The sequence below is a fragment of the Sphingosinicella microcystinivorans genome, from assembly GCF_027941835.1.
Classification (GTDB): domain Bacteria; phylum Pseudomonadota; class Alphaproteobacteria; order Sphingomonadales; family Sphingomonadaceae; genus Sphingosinicella.
The window spans coordinates 3,830,396-3,846,592 of sequence record NZ_CP116005.1 but is presented as its reverse complement, the minus strand read 5'-3'; the positions used below and the strand labels follow the sequence as shown (position 1 = coordinate 3,846,592).

Annotated in this window: 12 protein-coding genes and 1 pseudogene; 11 read left to right on the top strand and 2 right to left on the bottom strand. The window is 62.2% G+C overall.

Annotation, left to right across the window (positions count from 1 at the left end; all coding sequences use genetic code 11):
• Positions 1-50 precede the first annotated feature (50 nt).
• The gene (locus PE061_RS18535) at positions 51-1,130 is read left to right on the top strand and encodes an alkene reductase (protein ID WP_271256689.1); all 1,080 of its coding nucleotides are present in this window, start codon (positions 51-53) and stop codon (positions 1,128-1,130) included.
• Between the two features lie 143 nt (positions 1,131-1,273).
• On the opposite strand, the gene PE061_RS18530 is transcribed toward PE061_RS18535, so the two are convergent.
• Positions 1,274-2,437: an acyl-CoA dehydrogenase family protein gene (locus PE061_RS18530; RefSeq protein ID WP_271256688.1), complete on the bottom strand. Its 1,164-nt coding sequence runs from the start codon at positions 2,435-2,437 to the stop codon at positions 1,274-1,276.
• 449 nt (positions 2,438-2,886) lie between these two features.
• On the opposite strand from PE061_RS18530, the gene PE061_RS18525 reads away from it, so the two are divergent.
• The 5 genes from PE061_RS18525 (at position 2,887) to PE061_RS18505 (ending at position 9,366) form a co-directional block, all read left to right on the top strand.
• Positions 2,887-3,666, top strand: a complete 780-nt coding sequence (locus PE061_RS18525; protein WP_271256687.1) for an SDR family NAD(P)-dependent oxidoreductase — start codon at positions 2,887-2,889, stop codon at positions 3,664-3,666.
• Between the two features lie 164 nt (positions 3,667-3,830).
• Entirely contained in the window at positions 3,831-4,904 is a 1,074-nt protein-coding gene (locus PE061_RS18520; RefSeq protein ID WP_271256686.1) for a phosphotransferase family protein, read from the top strand.
• Complete coding sequence (locus PE061_RS18515) at positions 4,891-5,625, top strand: SDR family NAD(P)-dependent oxidoreductase (RefSeq protein WP_271256685.1); 735 nt, start codon at positions 4,891-4,893, stop codon at positions 5,623-5,625. Before PE061_RS18520 ends, PE061_RS18515 begins: the two co-directional genes overlap by 14 nt.
• Positions 5,626-5,642: 17 nt before the next feature.
• Positions 5,643-6,872: an acyl-CoA dehydrogenase family protein gene (locus tag PE061_RS18510; protein WP_271256684.1), complete on the top strand. Its 1,230-nt coding sequence runs from the start codon at positions 5,643-5,645 to the stop codon at positions 6,870-6,872.
• A gap of 124 nt (positions 6,873-6,996) precedes the next feature.
• A complete protein-coding gene (locus tag PE061_RS18505) occupies positions 6,997-9,366 on the top strand; it encodes a TonB-dependent receptor (RefSeq protein ID WP_271256683.1) in 2,370 nt (789 codons plus the stop codon).
• Between the two features lie 129 nt (positions 9,367-9,495).
• Here the strand turns inward: PE061_RS18505 and PE061_RS18500 are convergent.
• Positions 9,496-9,839: pseudogene (locus PE061_RS18500) on the bottom strand (type IV secretion system DNA-binding domain-containing protein); the annotation flags it as partial.
• Positions 9,840-10,264: 425 nt separating this feature from the next.
• On the opposite strand from PE061_RS18500, the gene PE061_RS18495 reads away from it, so the two are divergent.
• The 5 genes from PE061_RS18495 (at position 10,265) to PE061_RS18475 (ending at position 16,177) form a co-directional block, all read left to right on the top strand.
• Complete coding sequence (locus PE061_RS18495; protein WP_271256682.1) at positions 10,265-10,624, top strand: HEPN domain-containing protein; 360 nt, start codon at positions 10,265-10,267, stop codon at positions 10,622-10,624.
• 398 nt (positions 10,625-11,022) lie between these two features.
• Positions 11,023-11,913, top strand: coding sequence for a phytanoyl-CoA dioxygenase family protein (locus PE061_RS18490; RefSeq protein ID WP_271256681.1), 891 nt, complete (start codon positions 11,023-11,025; stop codon positions 11,911-11,913).
• 205 nt (positions 11,914-12,118) lie between these two features.
• Positions 12,119-12,637: an RNA polymerase sigma factor gene (locus PE061_RS18485; protein ID WP_271256680.1), complete on the top strand. Its 519-nt coding sequence runs from the start codon at positions 12,119-12,121 to the stop codon at positions 12,635-12,637.
• Positions 12,634-13,554, top strand: coding sequence for a FecR family protein (locus PE061_RS18480; protein WP_271256679.1), 921 nt, complete (start codon positions 12,634-12,636; stop codon positions 13,552-13,554). Before PE061_RS18485 ends, PE061_RS18480 begins: the two co-directional genes overlap by 4 nt.
• Before the next feature lie 115 nt (positions 13,555-13,669).
• Positions 13,670-16,177 carry a TonB-dependent receptor domain-containing protein gene (locus tag PE061_RS18475; protein ID WP_271256678.1) on the top strand — a complete coding sequence of 836 codons (2,508 nt, stop codon included), beginning with the start codon at positions 13,670-13,672 and terminating at the stop codon, positions 16,175-16,177.
• Positions 16,178-16,197: the final 20 nt, after the last annotated feature.

Here is a 16,197-nt window from a genome sequence, read left to right as displayed (position 1 = left end):
GACTCTTCTGAATATCGTGATCATCTTTTTGGGCGGTACCTAGGCAGCCGATGGCCACTTTATTCGATCCCATCACTCTTGGCGCAATAGAGGCGCCGAACCGGATATTGATGGCGCCGATGACCCGGGGCCGCTCTGACCAGACCGCGGTGCCCAATGATCTCATGCGGCTTTACTATAAACAACGTGCGGGCGCGGGACTGATCATCACGGAATCGATCGGCATCTCTCAGCAGGGGCTTGGTTGGCCGAACGCTCCCGGGATATGGAACGCCGAGCAGGTTGAGGGCTGGAAGCGGATCACCGCTGCCGTGCACGCCGCGAACGGCCGTATCATGGCGCAGCTCTGGCATATGGGGCGGCTTGTTCATCCCAGCTTCCTTGCTGGCGAGGCCCCAGTGTCATGCTCGGCGACCACTGCTCCGGGCCATGCCTACACCTATGCGGGGACCGCCCCATATGAACGCGCGCGTGCGCTGGATCTCAATGAGATTCCCCGAATTGTGGATGACTATGTCCGAGCAGCGGGCAACGCGATCAATGCTGGTTTCGACGGCGTGCAGCTACACGCCGCCAATGGTTATCTGATTGATCAGTTCCTGCGGGACAGTAGCAATCTCCGCGATGACATGTACGGCGGCAGCGTAGACAATCGTATTCGACTGATGCTGGAGATCGCCAAGGCATTGTGCGACGAGGTCGGCGCATTGCGCGTTGCGGTTCGCCTCTCTCCCAATGGCGATGCGCAAGGCGTGGATGACAGCAAACCGGAGATCTTGTTCACAGCGGCGGCAGCCGCCCTCGACAAGCTGGGGATCGCTTTCTTGGAATTGCGGGAACCCGATGCTTCGGGAACCTTCGGCAAGACAGAGGTGCCCAGACAATCATCATTGATAAGAACGGTCTTCAAGGGTCCGCTCATCACGAACTCGGATCGCACGATGGCGGAGGCTGCCGCGGAGATCGCATCGGGCGTCGCAGATGCTGTCAGCTTCGGCCGGCCTTTCATCAGCAACCCGGATCTGCCATTCCGGTTCGCAAAGGGAGCTGAACTGGTGCCAAGCGACCCGGCGACATGGTTTTCGCAAGGGGCCGAGGGCTACACCAGCTATCCCGCCAATCCGCGCTGAGCCGCGCGCGGTCAGACTTTTGGTCTGCACTTGAGGGCGTATCGCTGATCCAAGGCTTGGGGGGAGGGCGCTATGGGACAGGTGCTAGGTGCCCCGAACGCACGGCCCAGTTGCCCAATGCAGCAGGAAGAATATGCCTTTCGTCAGGCCCGGCGCTGATCGAAGCGGCGGCCTATCATTGCCGCAGCGATATTGACCTTCTGGATGTCGATGGCACCCCCGGCGATCCCCCAACCCCAGGCATCGCGGAACCGTCGTTCCATCAGGTTCTCCTTGGAATAGCCGTAGCCGCCCATAAGCTGCAGCGCGGAGCCGGTGACGTCACGCGAGGTTTCGTTAGCGAAGCATTTGGCCAGCGACGAGTCCAAAATGCTCGGATGGCCCGCGCCGGCATTGGCGGCAGCACGGTAGATCAGCAGCCGGGCGGCTTCCACCTTCATCTTCATTTCGGCGAGCCGGAGCTGCACGGCCTGAAACTCGACCAGAGCGCGGCCGAACTGATGACGCTCCTGCACATAGGCGGTGACGTCCTCCAGAGCGGCGACAGCCTGCGCCAGCGACATTGTCGCATTGCCGCAACGCTCCAGATCGAAGGCTTCCATCAGCTTGGCGAAGCCGCCGGCGGGTACGACGAGCTGATTCACCGGTACGGTAACATTATCGAGGTAGATATCGCTTGACGGAACGCCGCGGAAACCCATCAACCGCTCTTGCGTACCAAACGTCAATCCGGGCGTGTCCTTGTCGACATACACCGCACCGATGCCCTTGGCCGCGGGCGCATCGCTGAGGCGACAGTAGATCAGATACCCGTCCGCATGTCCTCCACCCGAGCACCAGCGCTTGGCGCCGTTCAAGATCACGGTGTCGCCGTCGATGCGGCCACGCGTCTTTAGGTCGGTTAGAGCGGTCCCGGCATCTGCTTCGGACATGGAGATCGCGATGATCATGTCACCAGAGCAGACGCGCGGAATGACGCGTTGTTTCAGAGCCTCGGAACCATATTTCTCGATAGCCTTGACGGGCCCCGTACAGGACTCGAAGACGGGGAAAGCCACCGCGCCGGATATCTTCGCAAATTCCTCGATCACAAGCAGAGCTTCGAGCGGTCCAAGGCCTAGCCCGCCATAGCGCGCGTCAATGTTGATGCCGAGGAAGCCGAGTTCGGCATAGCGCTTTACCCAATCGCTGGGTGCTGCCCTTGCCGTCTCCTCCAGCTCGCGCGCGAGTTCCGGCAACTGTTCGTGGGCAAAGCGGCTCGCGGCCTCTCGAAGGCCTTGCTGGTCGGTGGTCAACTCAAAGTTCATATGATAATCCTGTTCACTATCTTTGGTCGGTACTCAGCGGGAGCCCCTGATCGGTATGTTGCGGAAGGGTATGTCCTGGTCGACGCGGACATCCCGCGGCAGGCCGAGCACCCGCTCGCCAATGATGTTCCGAAGGATCTCGTCGGTTCCTCCCTCGACGCGAATTGCCCGCCAGTGCCGTATTGGCATGTGAACAGTCTGCCGCGGTGAGACGCTCTCTTGCCAATCGACCCTAATCGGCCTTGTCCCGTTGTCAAAATGTCCCATGCTCCCCAATCTCGGATATCCGTGCGCCACAATGCTACATCAGTCGCGGACGGTTGAAACACGGCACTTCGAACGATCATGAATGTGATCGTGGGGGAGCGAGCCTTGCCAATAGTTAGCCACCCGCAAAGAGTAAGCGCGTGCTCCACCGGATCGGAGCGCAAAAGCGAGGGAACCAAAAGATGGAATTGGCAGGCCTTTCCGCCGTCGTCACGGGGGGCGCAAGCGGTCTCGGCGCCGGTACTGCACGTGCGCTTAGTGAGGCTGGGGTTCGAGTGGCAGTGTTCGACATCGACGAGCAGTCCGGTAGAGCTTTGGTAGACGAAATCGGGGGCATCTATTGCCTGGTCGACGTTACTAGCGACCTCTCCGTCGATGCAGGCTTCGCTGCCTCTCGCGAGGCGCATGGTCAGGAGCGTATCCTCATCAACTGTGCTGGCATCGGGAAATCGGTTAAGACCGTTTCGCGCGACCGCGAAAGCGGCGAGATCAAACTTTATCCAATGGAGCTTTTTAGCCGTATCATCGGTGTCAATGTGATGGGTACGTTTCGCTGCATCGCCAGATCGGCGGCAGGGATGATGACGCTTGCGCCTTTGGCTAATGGAGAGCGGGGAGTGATCATCAATACGGCCAGTATCGCCGCTACCGACGGGCAAGTGGGGCAGGCTGGGTATTCGGCGTCGAAGGCGGCCATCGTGGGCATGACTCTGCCGATAGCGCGCGACCTGATGAATGAAGGTATCAGAGTCAACACGGTCCTGCCGGGCATTTTCGATACGCCGCTTATGGCGGCGGCGCCCGAAAAGCTGAAACACGCGCTGGCGTCGTCTGTTCCCTTTCCCAAGCGCTTTGGCGCCCCACTCGAATATGCCTCGCTCGCGCTGGAGATTTTGCGGAACGCCTATCTGAACGGCGAGGATATCAGGCTAGACGGAGCCATCCGCATGCCGCCCAAATGATCGGGCGCTGAAACGGAGATGGTAAACGCCGATCACGTCCGTGATGTCTACTGGCGATGGATTTCCTTCCTCACCAATCCACTTACAGACAGGCATGGTTCTCTCCAGACGCATTTTCCTGCACTGGAGTTGGAGGTGGAGAGGGGGGCAGCGGAGGTAATGCGGTGGATGCCGGAGTAGATATTGATGCGCTCACTGCCTGGATGGACGCGCGGGGATTGGGCGAGGGTCCTGTCGAGGCCATGCGCCCGCTCACGGGTGGCAGCCAGAATATCGTTGTTCTTTTCTCGCGTGCTGACCGTGACTATGTCCTGCGCCGCCCACCGCTCCATCCCCGGCCGAATAACAACGAGACGATGCGCCGTGAGGCGCGGCTGTTGGACGCGCTGGCTGCGACGCCGGTCCCCCACCCGACGCTTATTGCCGCTTGTGAAGATGAAAGCGTGCTGGGCGCATGCTTCTACCTGATGGCGCCGATCGACGGGTTTAATCCGGTATCGGGCTTGCCGCCACTCCATGCCGGATGTGCGGAGATTCAACACCGTATGGGTCTTGCCGCAGTAGAGGCGCTGGTGACACTGGGTGCGCAGGATTATCGGTCGCTCGGACTTGAGGGCTTCGGCAAACCCGACAACTATCTTCAGCGACAGGTCAGCCGCTGGCGATCGCAATTGCAGAGTTATTATGACCTTCCCGGCTGGCCCGGCGCGGCAGCGCTCGGTGACGTGGATGCGGTCGGCCGCTGGCTTGAGCATCATTGCCCGGCAGGAATTTCTTCCGGCATAATGCATGGCGATTTCCACATGGCGAACGTCATGTTCAAACATGACGGCCCGGAGCTTGCGGCGATCATCGATTGGGAACTCGCCACGATTGGAGACCCGTTGATTGATTTCGGCTGGCTGCTGGCCACATGGCCGGATGCTGGAGAGGAGCGAACAACGAGCATCCAGCCCTGGATCGGCTTTCCGTCGGCAGCGGAACTCATCGCTCATTACAAAACTTGCGGAGGTCGCACGCTCGGCGATGTCGAATGGTACGCGATTTTCGGCTGCTACAAGCTCGGCATATTGCTGGAAGGAACCCATGCGCGGTCCCGGGCGGGAAAAGCGCCGATGGAAATAGGTGAGAAGTTGCATAATCGGGCGGTCTTGCTGTTCGCCCGTGCGGAACGCTGGCTTCGGAACGGTATGCCGGGGGCGCCGGGAAAGGATAGTATGCGACATGAGCGAGCTTGATTTCAACGGACGAAAAGTACTCGTCGTCGGTGGGTCGAGCGGGATCGGCAACGGCATCGCTCAGTCCTTTCGCCGACGCGGCGCAGACGTGCATATATGGGGTACACGCCCGACGGCTGATGATTATGCCAAGGAGGCTGGCTCTGATCTCGATGGGCTCGGCTACACCCAGGTGGATGTATCGCGTGCGGAAGCGATCGCCGGGGCGCCACTGCCGTTCGACCGTCTCGATGTGCTCGTCCACTCCCAGGGTATAGTGCTCTACAAGCGCGCGGAGTTCGAACCCGAGGGATGGGATCGGGTGATGGCGGTGAATATCGACAGCATCATGCATATCTCCATGCGCTTCCACGCACAACTTGCGGCCGGCAAGGGGGCGATGATCGTGGTAAGCTCGGTGGGAGCGATCCGGGCGACGAAGGGCAATCCCGCCTACGCCGCGTCGAAGGCGGCTGCAGCCAGCCTGGTCAAGACGCTGGGGCAAGCGTGGGCAGGTGACGGTATCCGCGTTAACGGAATTGCGCCCAGCCTGGTGGACACCAAGCTGACCAGTGTAACGATGGCGCATGCCAACAGGCGTGAAAAGGCACTTGCTAGGATTCCGTTGGGGCGCTTTGGCCAAGTCGAGGAAATGGCTGGCGTGGTGCTCTTCCTCGCCTCGCCGCTCGCATCCTATGTGTGCGGTCAGACGATAGTCGTCGACGGCGGCCTTACGCTCTAATCTTGAGAGGATTGACGGTGAATTTCGAATACAGTCCCAAGGTTCAGTCGCTCCGGAACGATATAATCCAGTTTATGGATGCCCATGTCTTTCCGATCGAACGGGAGCGCGATCGGTTCACTCATGATCCGGCCAATCTATGGCGACCCTGGCCAGGCATCGAAACGATCAAGGCAAATGCGCGCGACGCCGGGCTGTGGAATCTGTTCCTGCCGCGTGAATATGCGCCCTGGAGTCCCGGGTTGTCCAATCTGGAATACGCGCCGCTCGCGGAACTGATGGGGCAGGTTTCGGGGGCATCAGAGTATTTCAATTGCCAGGCGCCTGACACCGGAAATATGGAGATATTGGCCCGATACGGCACTGCCGAGCAGCAGGAGCGCTGGCTGAAGCCTCTGCTCGCGGGCGAGCTGCGATCAGCGTATGCGATGACAGAACCGGGGGTTGCGTCGTCGGATGCGGCAAATATCGCGACCACGATCATTGCCGACGGTGACGACTATGTCATAAATGGACGAAAATGGTGGATATCAGGGGTCATGGATCCGCGCTGCGCCTTCTACATTCTGCTGGGGCGCACGCCTGACGAAAATGTGTCTCGCCACAACCAGCACAGTCAGATCATCATCCCTGCGAACACACCCGGCATCGAGATCATACGGCCGTTGACAGTGTTCGACTCACTTCATTCGCCGGGCGGGCATTGCGAAATACAGTTCACCAATGTCCGCGTGCCAAAATCCAACATGCTCGTTGGACCCGGTCGCGGGTTCGCTATCGCTCAAGGTCGTCTCGGCCCAGGGCGTATTCATCATTGCATGCGATTGATCGGCATGGCTCAGCGCGCCATCGAATGGATGGCATGGCGGGTGGAAGAGCGAGTGGTCTTTGGCCGAAAGCTCGCCGAGAAATCGAGCATCCGGCAGGATATTGCGAAATCCTATTGCGAGATCGAGCAAGCAAGGCTGCTGACTCTCAAGGCTGCCGATGCAATGGATCGCCATGGCAACAAGGTGGCTCGTGATCTGATTGGGGCGATCAAAATTGTTGCGCCGACGATGGTACAGAATGTCGCGGATCGCGCTATGCAGGCCCATGGTGCGATGGGCTTCACACAGGACACGCCGATCGCAAACATTTGGCTGACCGCTCGCTACCTGCGGATGGCGGATGGACCGGACGAAGCTCATATGTCACAACTCGGCAAGCTGAAGATCGCTGAATATCGAGCTATTGCCAAGCGCTGAATTTCGAGACGGCGCTAATGCCCATAAATCGGAGAATTGAATAATATCCTGGGCATATATCTTGTCCCGTGATGGCCTTGCTGGTGCCATTCCGATACCAGCAAGGTCATCACAGGTGTGATTTATGTCGAGACTGCTTTCCGGCGCCTTGGCGACGCAAGGTAAGCGGTCCATCATCGGCGCAACGACGACAGATGCGATCTTGCATTCGCACAAAATTAAAATCTGGAGGGAGGGGACGATGAGTCTTTGGTTGAATCGTGCAAGGAAGCACGTGGTTCACTCGGCATACTTGGTTAGCGTCTTGGGAGCCACATCTCTCTACCCGCCCATGGCGAATGCGCAGGCCGGCGAAGCCGCCGTGGAAGAAGCGGATGTCGATACGATTGTCGTTAGCGCCCAGCGGAGGTCGGAGACGCTTCGTCAGGTTCCCATCTCGGTCACCGTCATCGCCGGAAAGGCGGTTGAAGACCTGAATATTAGAAACGTAAACAATATTCAGACCGTTACACCAGGGCTGATTTTCGATACCGGCGCGTCATTTCCACAGGCTTATATTCGTGGGCTGGGCGTGGCCACGCCGACACCCGGCCTCGAAGCCCCCGTCGCACTCTATGTCGATGGATCCTATGTGCCCCGGAGCGTCGGGACACTGTTCGACCTGGTTGATATAGACTCCATTCAAGTCCTCAAAGGACCACAAGGTACGCTCTATGGCCGTAACGCGACCGGCGGCGCTATCCTGATCACGACGGCCGATCCTACGAGCGAGTTCGATGCAAAAGGGTCACTGGAATATGGCCGCTTCAACCGTGTGCGTGGTGAGGCGTCGGTTAACCTTCCTGTGGGAGAAACGCTGGCGTTCCGCTTTGCCGGAGCCTATTCCCAACAAGATGGCTTCGTCACCAACATCGCCACCGGCAAGAAAATTCGCGGCTTCGAAAGCTACCTTGTTCGCGGTAAGGTGAAATGGGAGCCGTCACCGGAATTCCGGGCTGTCCTTGGTGCCGAATATCAGGATATTGCAATTGATTCACCGGCCGCAGGACGACAGGTGGCAGAGGCGCCTTTCTGCGTCTCATGCCTGTTCGGGGTTCCCAACGCGCCGGGATTTTATCAAGTCAACGAGGATCTCGACGTCGATAGCCCACGCCACTCTTGGTACACCTATCTGAACCTCGATTATGAGGCTGGAAACATCGCGGCGATGAGCACGACCACCTACCGCCACGTCTACACCTTTAGCGCGTCCGACGTGGATCACTCGTCTTTGTCGTTACAGGGCGTCCGCCCCTATTTTGGAGGTGGAACCTTCGAGCAGGACTTCCAAATTTCCAGCTCTTTCGATGGGCCTATCAATTTCTTGGCAGGTGGCCAGTACATCAGCGACCGCGCTTTTTCGCGCATGGCAATCTTCGGCGATGTTATCGGAATCCCGAAAGATATCCCTGAGGAGCAGCAAATCTACAGCAATGGTCGACTGCAGACCGAAACCTTTGCTGCCTTTGCGGAAATCTATCTCAAGCCGATCGATCGCGTGACGGTGACGGTGGGCGGACGTTACTCCACCGATCGACGTTCGCTAACCACCGAAGAGTCCCCTATCGCGCAGCTCTTTTTCAATCCTACCGGTTCGCCGACATTTACGCAAAGCGTCCGCTACACCAAGTTCACGCCACGCTTTGTCCTTGCCTATGATACTGGCGACATCAATTTCTATGCGAGCTATACGAAGGGCTTCAAGGCGGGAGGCTTCAATACCCCAGCCTTTGCGATCCAGGAAGCGATCGAGCCGGAGAATATCGACAGCTATGAAATCGGCGCCAAGTTTGTCAGCCCAGACCGTCGGACCCGGATGAACATCTCTGCCTTCCTGTACAATCACAAGGACGTTCAAGTCTCCGTCATAAATGTGGCGAGGGGTGGACAGGTGATCGAGAACGCGGCCAGTGCACGAGGGAAGGGCGTCGAATTCGACCTGAGTCATCGGGTGAATGACTGGCTGACAGTTTCGGGCGGAGCCGCCTATCTGCGGGCTGAGTATCGCAGCCATCCGAATGCACAGGCTTATTTGATTGCCCGTGACGGTGCGGGTATTCCGGTCGGCTATGTTTCGGGGATTGAGGACCTGTCAGGCTATCGTCTGCCTCGCGCGCCGAAGCTGACGTTGAACGGCGGTGCGGACATTAACATACCGGTCAATTCAGACTGGAATGCGCGGCTGACGCCCACTATCCGCTATACGACGGGCTATGATTTTATCGCCGGGGCGGGCGGGCCGTCGCGAAACGACAGGCAGCGTGCACTCACACTGGTAAATCTTTCGGGCGGTGTGGGTCCGAACTCCGGAAAGTACGAAATCGGCTTCTACATTGATAACCTGCTCAACAAGAAATATTACGAGCAGATCGTTACCAGCGTGTTTGGTTACGAGACCTACGTCGCTCCGCCGATCACCTACGGTGCCCGCCTCAAGTTCCGAATCGGAAATTAGGTAAGTCGGGATGGTCGCCGGGTGGTGGATGTACAAAGCAATGGCTCTTTGAACGTCGCCCTGGCGTCTCCCGCAGCCGAGCATCGACCCGGCGAGCTGCGGCCCATAGCGATGCCGCATCTGGCCGAGCGCCTGGAAGATGAGCACGACGGCGGCTCCGAACTTGCGGCCTTCGGGAGGAGCCGCGTGAGGTTGTCTACGCGGGGAAGGTTGGTGAACTCGTCGAGCACGAGCCAGATGCGTCGCTCGGGTGAGGGGGCGAGCCCCAGCACGGTGCTCGCCGCGCATTCGAGCCAACAGGCGAGCAGCGGCTTCGACGCTTCAAAATAGTCTGTCTTGCGCGGCACGAATATCCATGAGCGCGGGACCTTTCGCGCATCGAGTCCGCTCATGAAGTCACGGAACTCGAACGGCGCGCCGCCGCTGTCCTCGGCGCGCAGGAACTGGATGAGGTCGGCGGCCTTAGGGAGCATGAAGAGCACGCTGCCCGTCGCCCGGTCCGCATCGTCGGTGAAGGTCCGCGCCGATCACGTGTCAGCCAGGTCTTGAGCTCGTCGTTGGTCTTCACCTGAAGCACGGCGAGACGCGCAGCGTAACCTTGCGGCTGGTTCATAGAAACCGCTTTACCGGTCCAGAGTGCGACGGAAAACGGAAATACGGCGTCCTTTTGTGGAAACGCGACGGCGGCGAGCGGCAGATGGCGGTAGGCCCAGCCTCGACGACGTGAATGACAAGCTGAAGCTTGGGCGATACTTTTTCACCAATATCGTCTGGGACGGCATCGTGCTGTTCGAGGAGCCTGGTCACCCGTTCGAGGCGCCGCGCAAGCTGCCCCCGACCAAGCGCTCAAGGAGACGCAGGATTACTATGACGAGTGGTTCGAGAGTGCTGACCGATTTTGTCGAATGCTCGGGATAACGCGGCCAAGGGATGGAACAAGGAAGCCGCCTTCCTCATCCACCAAGCCACCGAGCGTTACTACCACACGCTCCTTCTGGTTCGCACCTTGTACTCGCCTAAGACGCACAACCTGAATCGGCTGCGGTCGCAAACTGAGGCGCTCGAGCCCCGGCTTCGCGAGGTGTGGCCCAGCTCAACCAAGTTCGAACGGCGCTGCTACGAGCTGCTGCGCGCAGTCTATGTGAAGGCGCGCTACTCACGCCACTACCGCATCACGGCCGAAGAGCTGGACTGGATCGGCAGCCGCGTCGAGTTGCTGCGCGGCCTCGTGGAAGAGCTGCCTGACGCGGCTGAATGAGCTCAACGCGGCCGCTTGAAGCCTCTCAACGCCGATTGGGCGCGGTGAGGCAGGGCAACTTCAAAAAAGGAATGGCTCCTCGGGCACGCAGCCGCCTATTCCTATTTTAGGCGATCGGTATCTTTCATGTTCTGAGGGACTGGTAACGGCTTGAAGATGACGCGTGTGCGAACTCGACGAGCTGATGCGCCCAAGATGCTGCCATCACATCGTCGCTGTACGTGCGCGCCGAGCTAATAGAGCAGATCAAGGAGGTGGATTGGATAAATCCTAATCCTAGCGCCGACAGGCAAGTGAGCTGTCAGGTGTCTGCCAATTTCGCTGCAACCCCCTGATCAGCGGGTCGCACATTTGCTTACCGCGCGGCGATGCTTGCGCCCATTCGGGAGGCAAGTTGCGTGGCGGACAGCGTGGACAGCGAAATCGACGAGGCGGCTTGCCGCTGGCGCGATGCGTTGCTGCGCGATGGCTACTGCATCATCCAGGAGCTCGTCGCGGAAAACGCGGTCGCGGCGCTTTCGGCTGACCTGGATCCCGTGTTCGAACGGACGCCGCTGTCCGAGGGGCTGTTCTACGGAAACGCTACACGTCGTTTCCACGGGCTGCTCGCGCGTACGCCGCATGCGGCTGTATTCGTCGGCCATCCGCTCATCCTCGCGATCGCCCGCGCGGTGCTGACCGAATGTGACGCGATCCAGCTCAACCTGACACAGGCGATCGAACTGATGCCGGGCGCGCCGATGCAGCCGCCGCACCGCGACGAGGAGATGTGGCCGCTGCGCACGCCCGGCGTCGAATATCTTGTCAACGTCATGTGGCCGTTCTTGCCGTACACGGAAGAGAACGGGGCGACGCTGGTCTGGCCCGGGAGCCACCGCCGCGCGCCGGATCCGTCCGAAGCGCCGGTCGCGGCCGAGATGAGGCCCGGCGCGGCCTTGCTCTTCCTCGGATCGACGCTCCACGGCGGCGGCGCGAACCGGTCGGCTACACCCCGTCGCGGCATGATCGTCAGCTACAGCCTCGGCTGGCTGAAGCCCTACGAGTTGCCCTGGCTCGCCTATCCGCCGGCGGTGGCACGCACGTTTTCGGGGGAAATCGCCTCGCTTGCGGGTTACCGCGCGCACCGTCCCAATCTCGGCACGTGGGAGGGGCGCTGCCCATCGTTCCTGCTCGGGCGCGCGGGGTCGCAGCCGCCCGGCGCGTGCGATGCGCTCAGACCCGAGCAGGAGGAAGCCATCCGGGCGTTCATGGATCAGCAGCAGGGACCAGTCCGGCAAGAGCTGCGCTGACGGGCTTGCCGCCGGCGGCGCATTGGGTCTAGGATTCGCGTTGACGCGGCGAACGCAGGCCGGCCGCGTTGCAGGATGACCTGCACGGCATCATGAGGTTTCGGCCTGACGGCCGGAGCATGCGCGGGCTTCTGATGGCTCGCGTTCCACTGACCCCGACGCAGGGCCTGCGGGCACTGCCGCGTGCCTGCCGGCGCGGGTTTCCATGGAGAATGACGAGGCGCCGCGATGCGCGCCGGATACGGACGCGCTCTACCGGCGCGAGGCCACGCGGCTTGCGCGTTTTTTCCGTCGCCGCCGCATTGCCGAAGAGCCGCAGGACCTTGTGCATGACGCCTTCGTCCGCCTGCTGACGGCGGCGACAGAGCGGCCGGGACCCGAACGCCCCGCAGCCTACCTGCAGCGTATCGCGCGCAATCTCCTCGTCGACTGCGCGCGCCGCGCCGCGGCGCACGGCGAGACGGTGCCGCTCCAGCCGGACAGCGCCGCGCTCGCATACGCGCCTGAGCAAACCCATGCCATCGAGGTTGAAGACGTGCGCAGACAGTATCGCGCGGCGGTCGACGCGCTCCCGCCGCGCACGCGGGAGGTGTTCCTGCTGCACCGGGTCGAGGAACTCACCTACCGCCAGATCGCCGAGCGGCTCGGTATCGGCATTCGCACCGTCGAATGGCATATCGCGGAAGCACTGGTGCGAATCGGGGAGTCGCTGGACAGGCCATGACGGATCCGTCTCGGGGGACAGGAGATGCGCTGCGGCGCGAGGCGGCGCGCTGGTTCGCGCGCATGCGCGGACCGGAGGCGGAGCGGTGGCGCGCGGAATTCGAGGCGTGGTTCGCCGCGCCGGAACACCGCGCCGCCTATAATCGTGCAAGCGAGGTGTTCGGGCTTGGCAAACTGCTGCGTGACGAAGGCGGCTTCGTCGAGCTGCCGCGGCGGGCATTCGCGCGAAACGTCGTGGCCGGGGCGGCGGCAGTGGGCCTGCTTGGCGCCGGCGGGTGGCTGGCGCTTGCCGGGCGCGGCAGACAGGACGGTATCGTCGCGACGCACCGCGGCGAGATCCGCGCGGTGGCGCTCGCCGATGGCAGCACGGCGACGCTCGATACGGAAACCCGCCTTGCGCTCCAGATCGGCGCCGAACGCCGCGTGACGCTGATGCATGGCCGCGCACGCTTCGTGGTCGCGCCTGACGCGCGCCGGTTCGTAGTGAGGGCGGGATCGAGCACGATCGTGGCGCACGGCACGGTGTTCGATGTGACGCGCGAGGCGGGCGGCACCGCGGTCGCGCTCCTCGAGGGCCGCGTCGAGGTCGCCGACGCCGGAGCCTTGCATCCGCTTGCGCCTGGCGAGGCTATTCGCAAGGCCCGCGGCAGTCTTGTTCGGGAGCGCACGGCCTCGCGTGACGCCGAATGGCCCGCCGGCATTGCCGTGTTCGAGGCGGCGCGGCTTGCCGAGGTGATCGGCGCCGCCAACCGCTACGGGCCCGAGACGCTCGTTCTTGCCGGGTCCGATCTCGCCGACCTCAAGGTCTCGGGGCGCTTTCGGGTGAACGATCCCCATCTGCTCGCGCCGCGCCTGGCGCGGATGTTCGGGCTTCGTGTCGAGGCGAACCGCGGCGTCATCCGGCTGGCACGCGCCTGACGCCGCGGTTGAACCACGCAAGAAATATTTCGTCACCGCGCCCCGTGTAGGGGGCGCTCCCCACGTCGAACTCTCCTGAACGCCGCAACCACGCGGCGCGCAGGGAGGGGGAGTTATGACGACAGGACGAAAAGCCCTGGTGCTGGGCATTGCCGCGGCGTGGGTGTTGGCCGCGCCCGTGATGGCGGCGGAACCGATCGAATTCGCGGTGGCGGCGCAGCCGCTCGGGACGGCACTGACAGAGATCGCCAGCGCTGCGGGCCTGGAGGTGATGTTTCCTGCCGATGCCGTCGCGGGCCGGCGCGCGCCGGCGATCAATGGACGCCGCACGCTTGCGGACGTGCTCGACCAACTGCTGGCAGGGACAGGTCTCACCGCGACGATCGAGAACGGCACCATCGTCGTGCGGGAAGACGGCGAGATCGTCGTCACGGGAACGCGTATCCGCGGCGCCGCGATCGCCTCGCCGCTGATTTCTATTTCGGGTGCGGACATGCGCGCGGCCGGCCACACCACGCTCACCGACGTTGCCGCGGCGCTCCCGCAGAATTTCGGGGGCGGGCAGACTCCGGGGCTGGGCTTTCTCGTCCCGCAATCGAGCGGCGAGAATATCGGTTCTGGAACCGCGCTCAACCTGCGCGGGCTTGGCCAGGACGCAACGCTGACGCTGCTCAACGGCCGCAGGCTGTCGTTCGGCGGCAATCGCCAGGCGATCGATATTTCGGCGATTCCCGTTGCGGCGGTCGAGCGGCTCGAGATCGTCGCGGACGGCGCCTCGGCGCTTTACGGTTCGGATGCCGTCGCCGGCGTCGCCAACGTCATCCTGAAGCGCGACTATGATGGCGTGACGACGTCGGCGCGCTTCGGCGCATCGACCGACGGCGGCAATGCGCAGCAGCAATATGGTCTCGTCGCAGGAACGCGCTGGACCACGGGCGGCGTCATCGCCACCTATGATTATGGCCATCAGTCGGCGGTGCTCTGGCGGCAGCGGTCGTACACTGCGGAAACCAATGACGGCCTCACGCTCTATCCCGAGCTTGAGCATCACAGCCTCGTCGCGAGCGGTCACCAGGCGCTCGGTTCCGATATCACGCTTGGCCTCGATGCGCTTTACAACTGGCGGCGCGACCGGCGGACCTATGCGGTGTCCGAAAGCCCGGCTGTGCCGCGCTACACGGTACCCGGACATGTCGAAAGTCTGACGATCGCGCCATCGCTCACGGTTGGTGCGGGCCGCTGGTCGCTTGCCGCGGCGGCGACCTACGGGTTCGACCGGACGCATTACGGCACGGACATGATCGCGGCGGGCGTTGCAACGCCGACGCTGCGGGCCTGCTACTGCAACACGGCGTGGTCGGCGGAGGTCAATGCCGACGGGCCGCTGTTCCGTCTGCCTGCGGGCGACGCGCGCCTCGCGCTCGGCGCCGGGTACCGGGTCAACGACTTTCATGCGTATCGCACGGTCGGGCCGGCGCAGGATGTCGACGTGTCGCAGGACGCCTATTACGCGTTCGGCGAATTCAGCCTGCCGCTGGTCGCGCCGGAGCAGGGGCTTGGCCTCGTCCACCGTCTGACGCTGAACGCCGCCGTCCGCTACGAAAAATATCCGGGCATCGACTCGGTTGCGACGCCGCGGTTCGGGATTGTCTACGCGCCCACGCCGGACCTCGATCTCAAGGCCTCCTGGGGACGGTCGTTCAAGGCGCCGACGCTCTGGCAGCAGTACAGCGGCCAGATCGTCGATCTGCGGCCGGCATCGACGGCGGGCGGCACGGGTCTTCCCGCATCGGCGACGGTGCTCAGCGTGTTCGGCGGCAATCCGGGATTGAAGCCCGAACGCGCCTCGACATGGTCGGTGAGCGCGGCGCTTCATCCCGAGGCCTTGCCCGGCACGTCGATCGAGATCAGCGGGTTCGGGATCGACTATGACGAGCGCATCGTGACGCCGATCACGCAATATGCGCGTGCGCTTTCGGATCCGGTCTTCGCCGAGTTCATCGTGGAGAATCCGTCGGCAGCCGATATCGCCGCGGCGTTCGCCGACCGCGAGTTCATCAACCGCGCCGGCGCGGACTACGACCCGGCCAATGTCGTGGCAGTGATCTGGAACGCCAACGTCAATGCCGCGTGGCAGAAGGTGCGCGGCGTCGACGTCGCGGCACGTCAGCGCTTCGACCTCGGCGCGGACACGGTGCTCGTGCTCAGCGGGTCGGCGACCTGGATGAGAAGTCGCCAGAAAATCAGCCAAACACAGCCGGAGATGCGGCTCGCCGGGACGGTCTTCAATCCGCCGAAATTCCGGGCGCGCGGCGGGGCAAGCCTCGCGGCGGGCGCGTTCGACCTGTCGGCCTTTGTCAACCACATCGCCGGCGTCGACCAGACGCGCATCGTGCCCGCGGAGCGGCTGCACGGGATGACGACGCTCGATCTCAGCCTGCTTTACCGGCCTGCGGGCGGAGGGCTGCTCGGCGGCCTCGAGTTCAGCCTGTCGGCGATGAATGCGTTCAACGCAAAGCCCGACACGTTCCCGCCGGTGCTCATTCTCGACGCGCCGTACGACTCGACGAACTATTCGGCGCTCGGGCGCGTCGTGAGTTTCGGCATCAGCAAGAGCTGGTGAACGTCCATCTGCTGCGGCGG

What these genes read in the sequence shown, in the direction of transcription:
- PE061_RS18535 (WP_271256689.1), top strand. Translation starts at nt 51, where the DNA reads ATGGCCACTTTATTCGATCCCATCACTCTTGGCGCAATAGAGGCGCCG.
- PE061_RS18530 (WP_271256688.1), bottom strand. Translation starts at nt 2,437, where the DNA reads ATGAACTTTGAGTTGACCACCGACCAGCAAGGCCTTCGAGAGGCCGCG.
- PE061_RS18525 (WP_271256687.1), top strand. Translation starts at nt 2,887, where the DNA reads ATGGAATTGGCAGGCCTTTCCGCCGTCGTCACGGGGGGCGCAAGCGGT.
- PE061_RS18515 (WP_271256685.1), top strand. Translation starts at nt 4,891, where the DNA reads ATGAGCGAGCTTGATTTCAACGGACGAAAAGTACTCGTCGTCGGTGGG.
- PE061_RS18505 (WP_271256683.1), top strand. Translation starts at nt 6,997, where the DNA reads ATGTCGAGACTGCTTTCCGGCGCCTTGGCGACGCAAGGTAAGCGGTCC.
- PE061_RS18485 (WP_271256680.1), top strand. Translation starts at nt 12,119, where the DNA reads ATGGAGAATGACGAGGCGCCGCGATGCGCGCCGGATACGGACGCGCTC.
- PE061_RS18480 (WP_271256679.1), top strand. Translation starts at nt 12,634, where the DNA reads ATGACGGATCCGTCTCGGGGGACAGGAGATGCGCTGCGGCGCGAGGCG.
- PE061_RS18475 (WP_271256678.1), top strand. Translation starts at nt 13,670, where the DNA reads ATGACGACAGGACGAAAAGCCCTGGTGCTGGGCATTGCCGCGGCGTGG.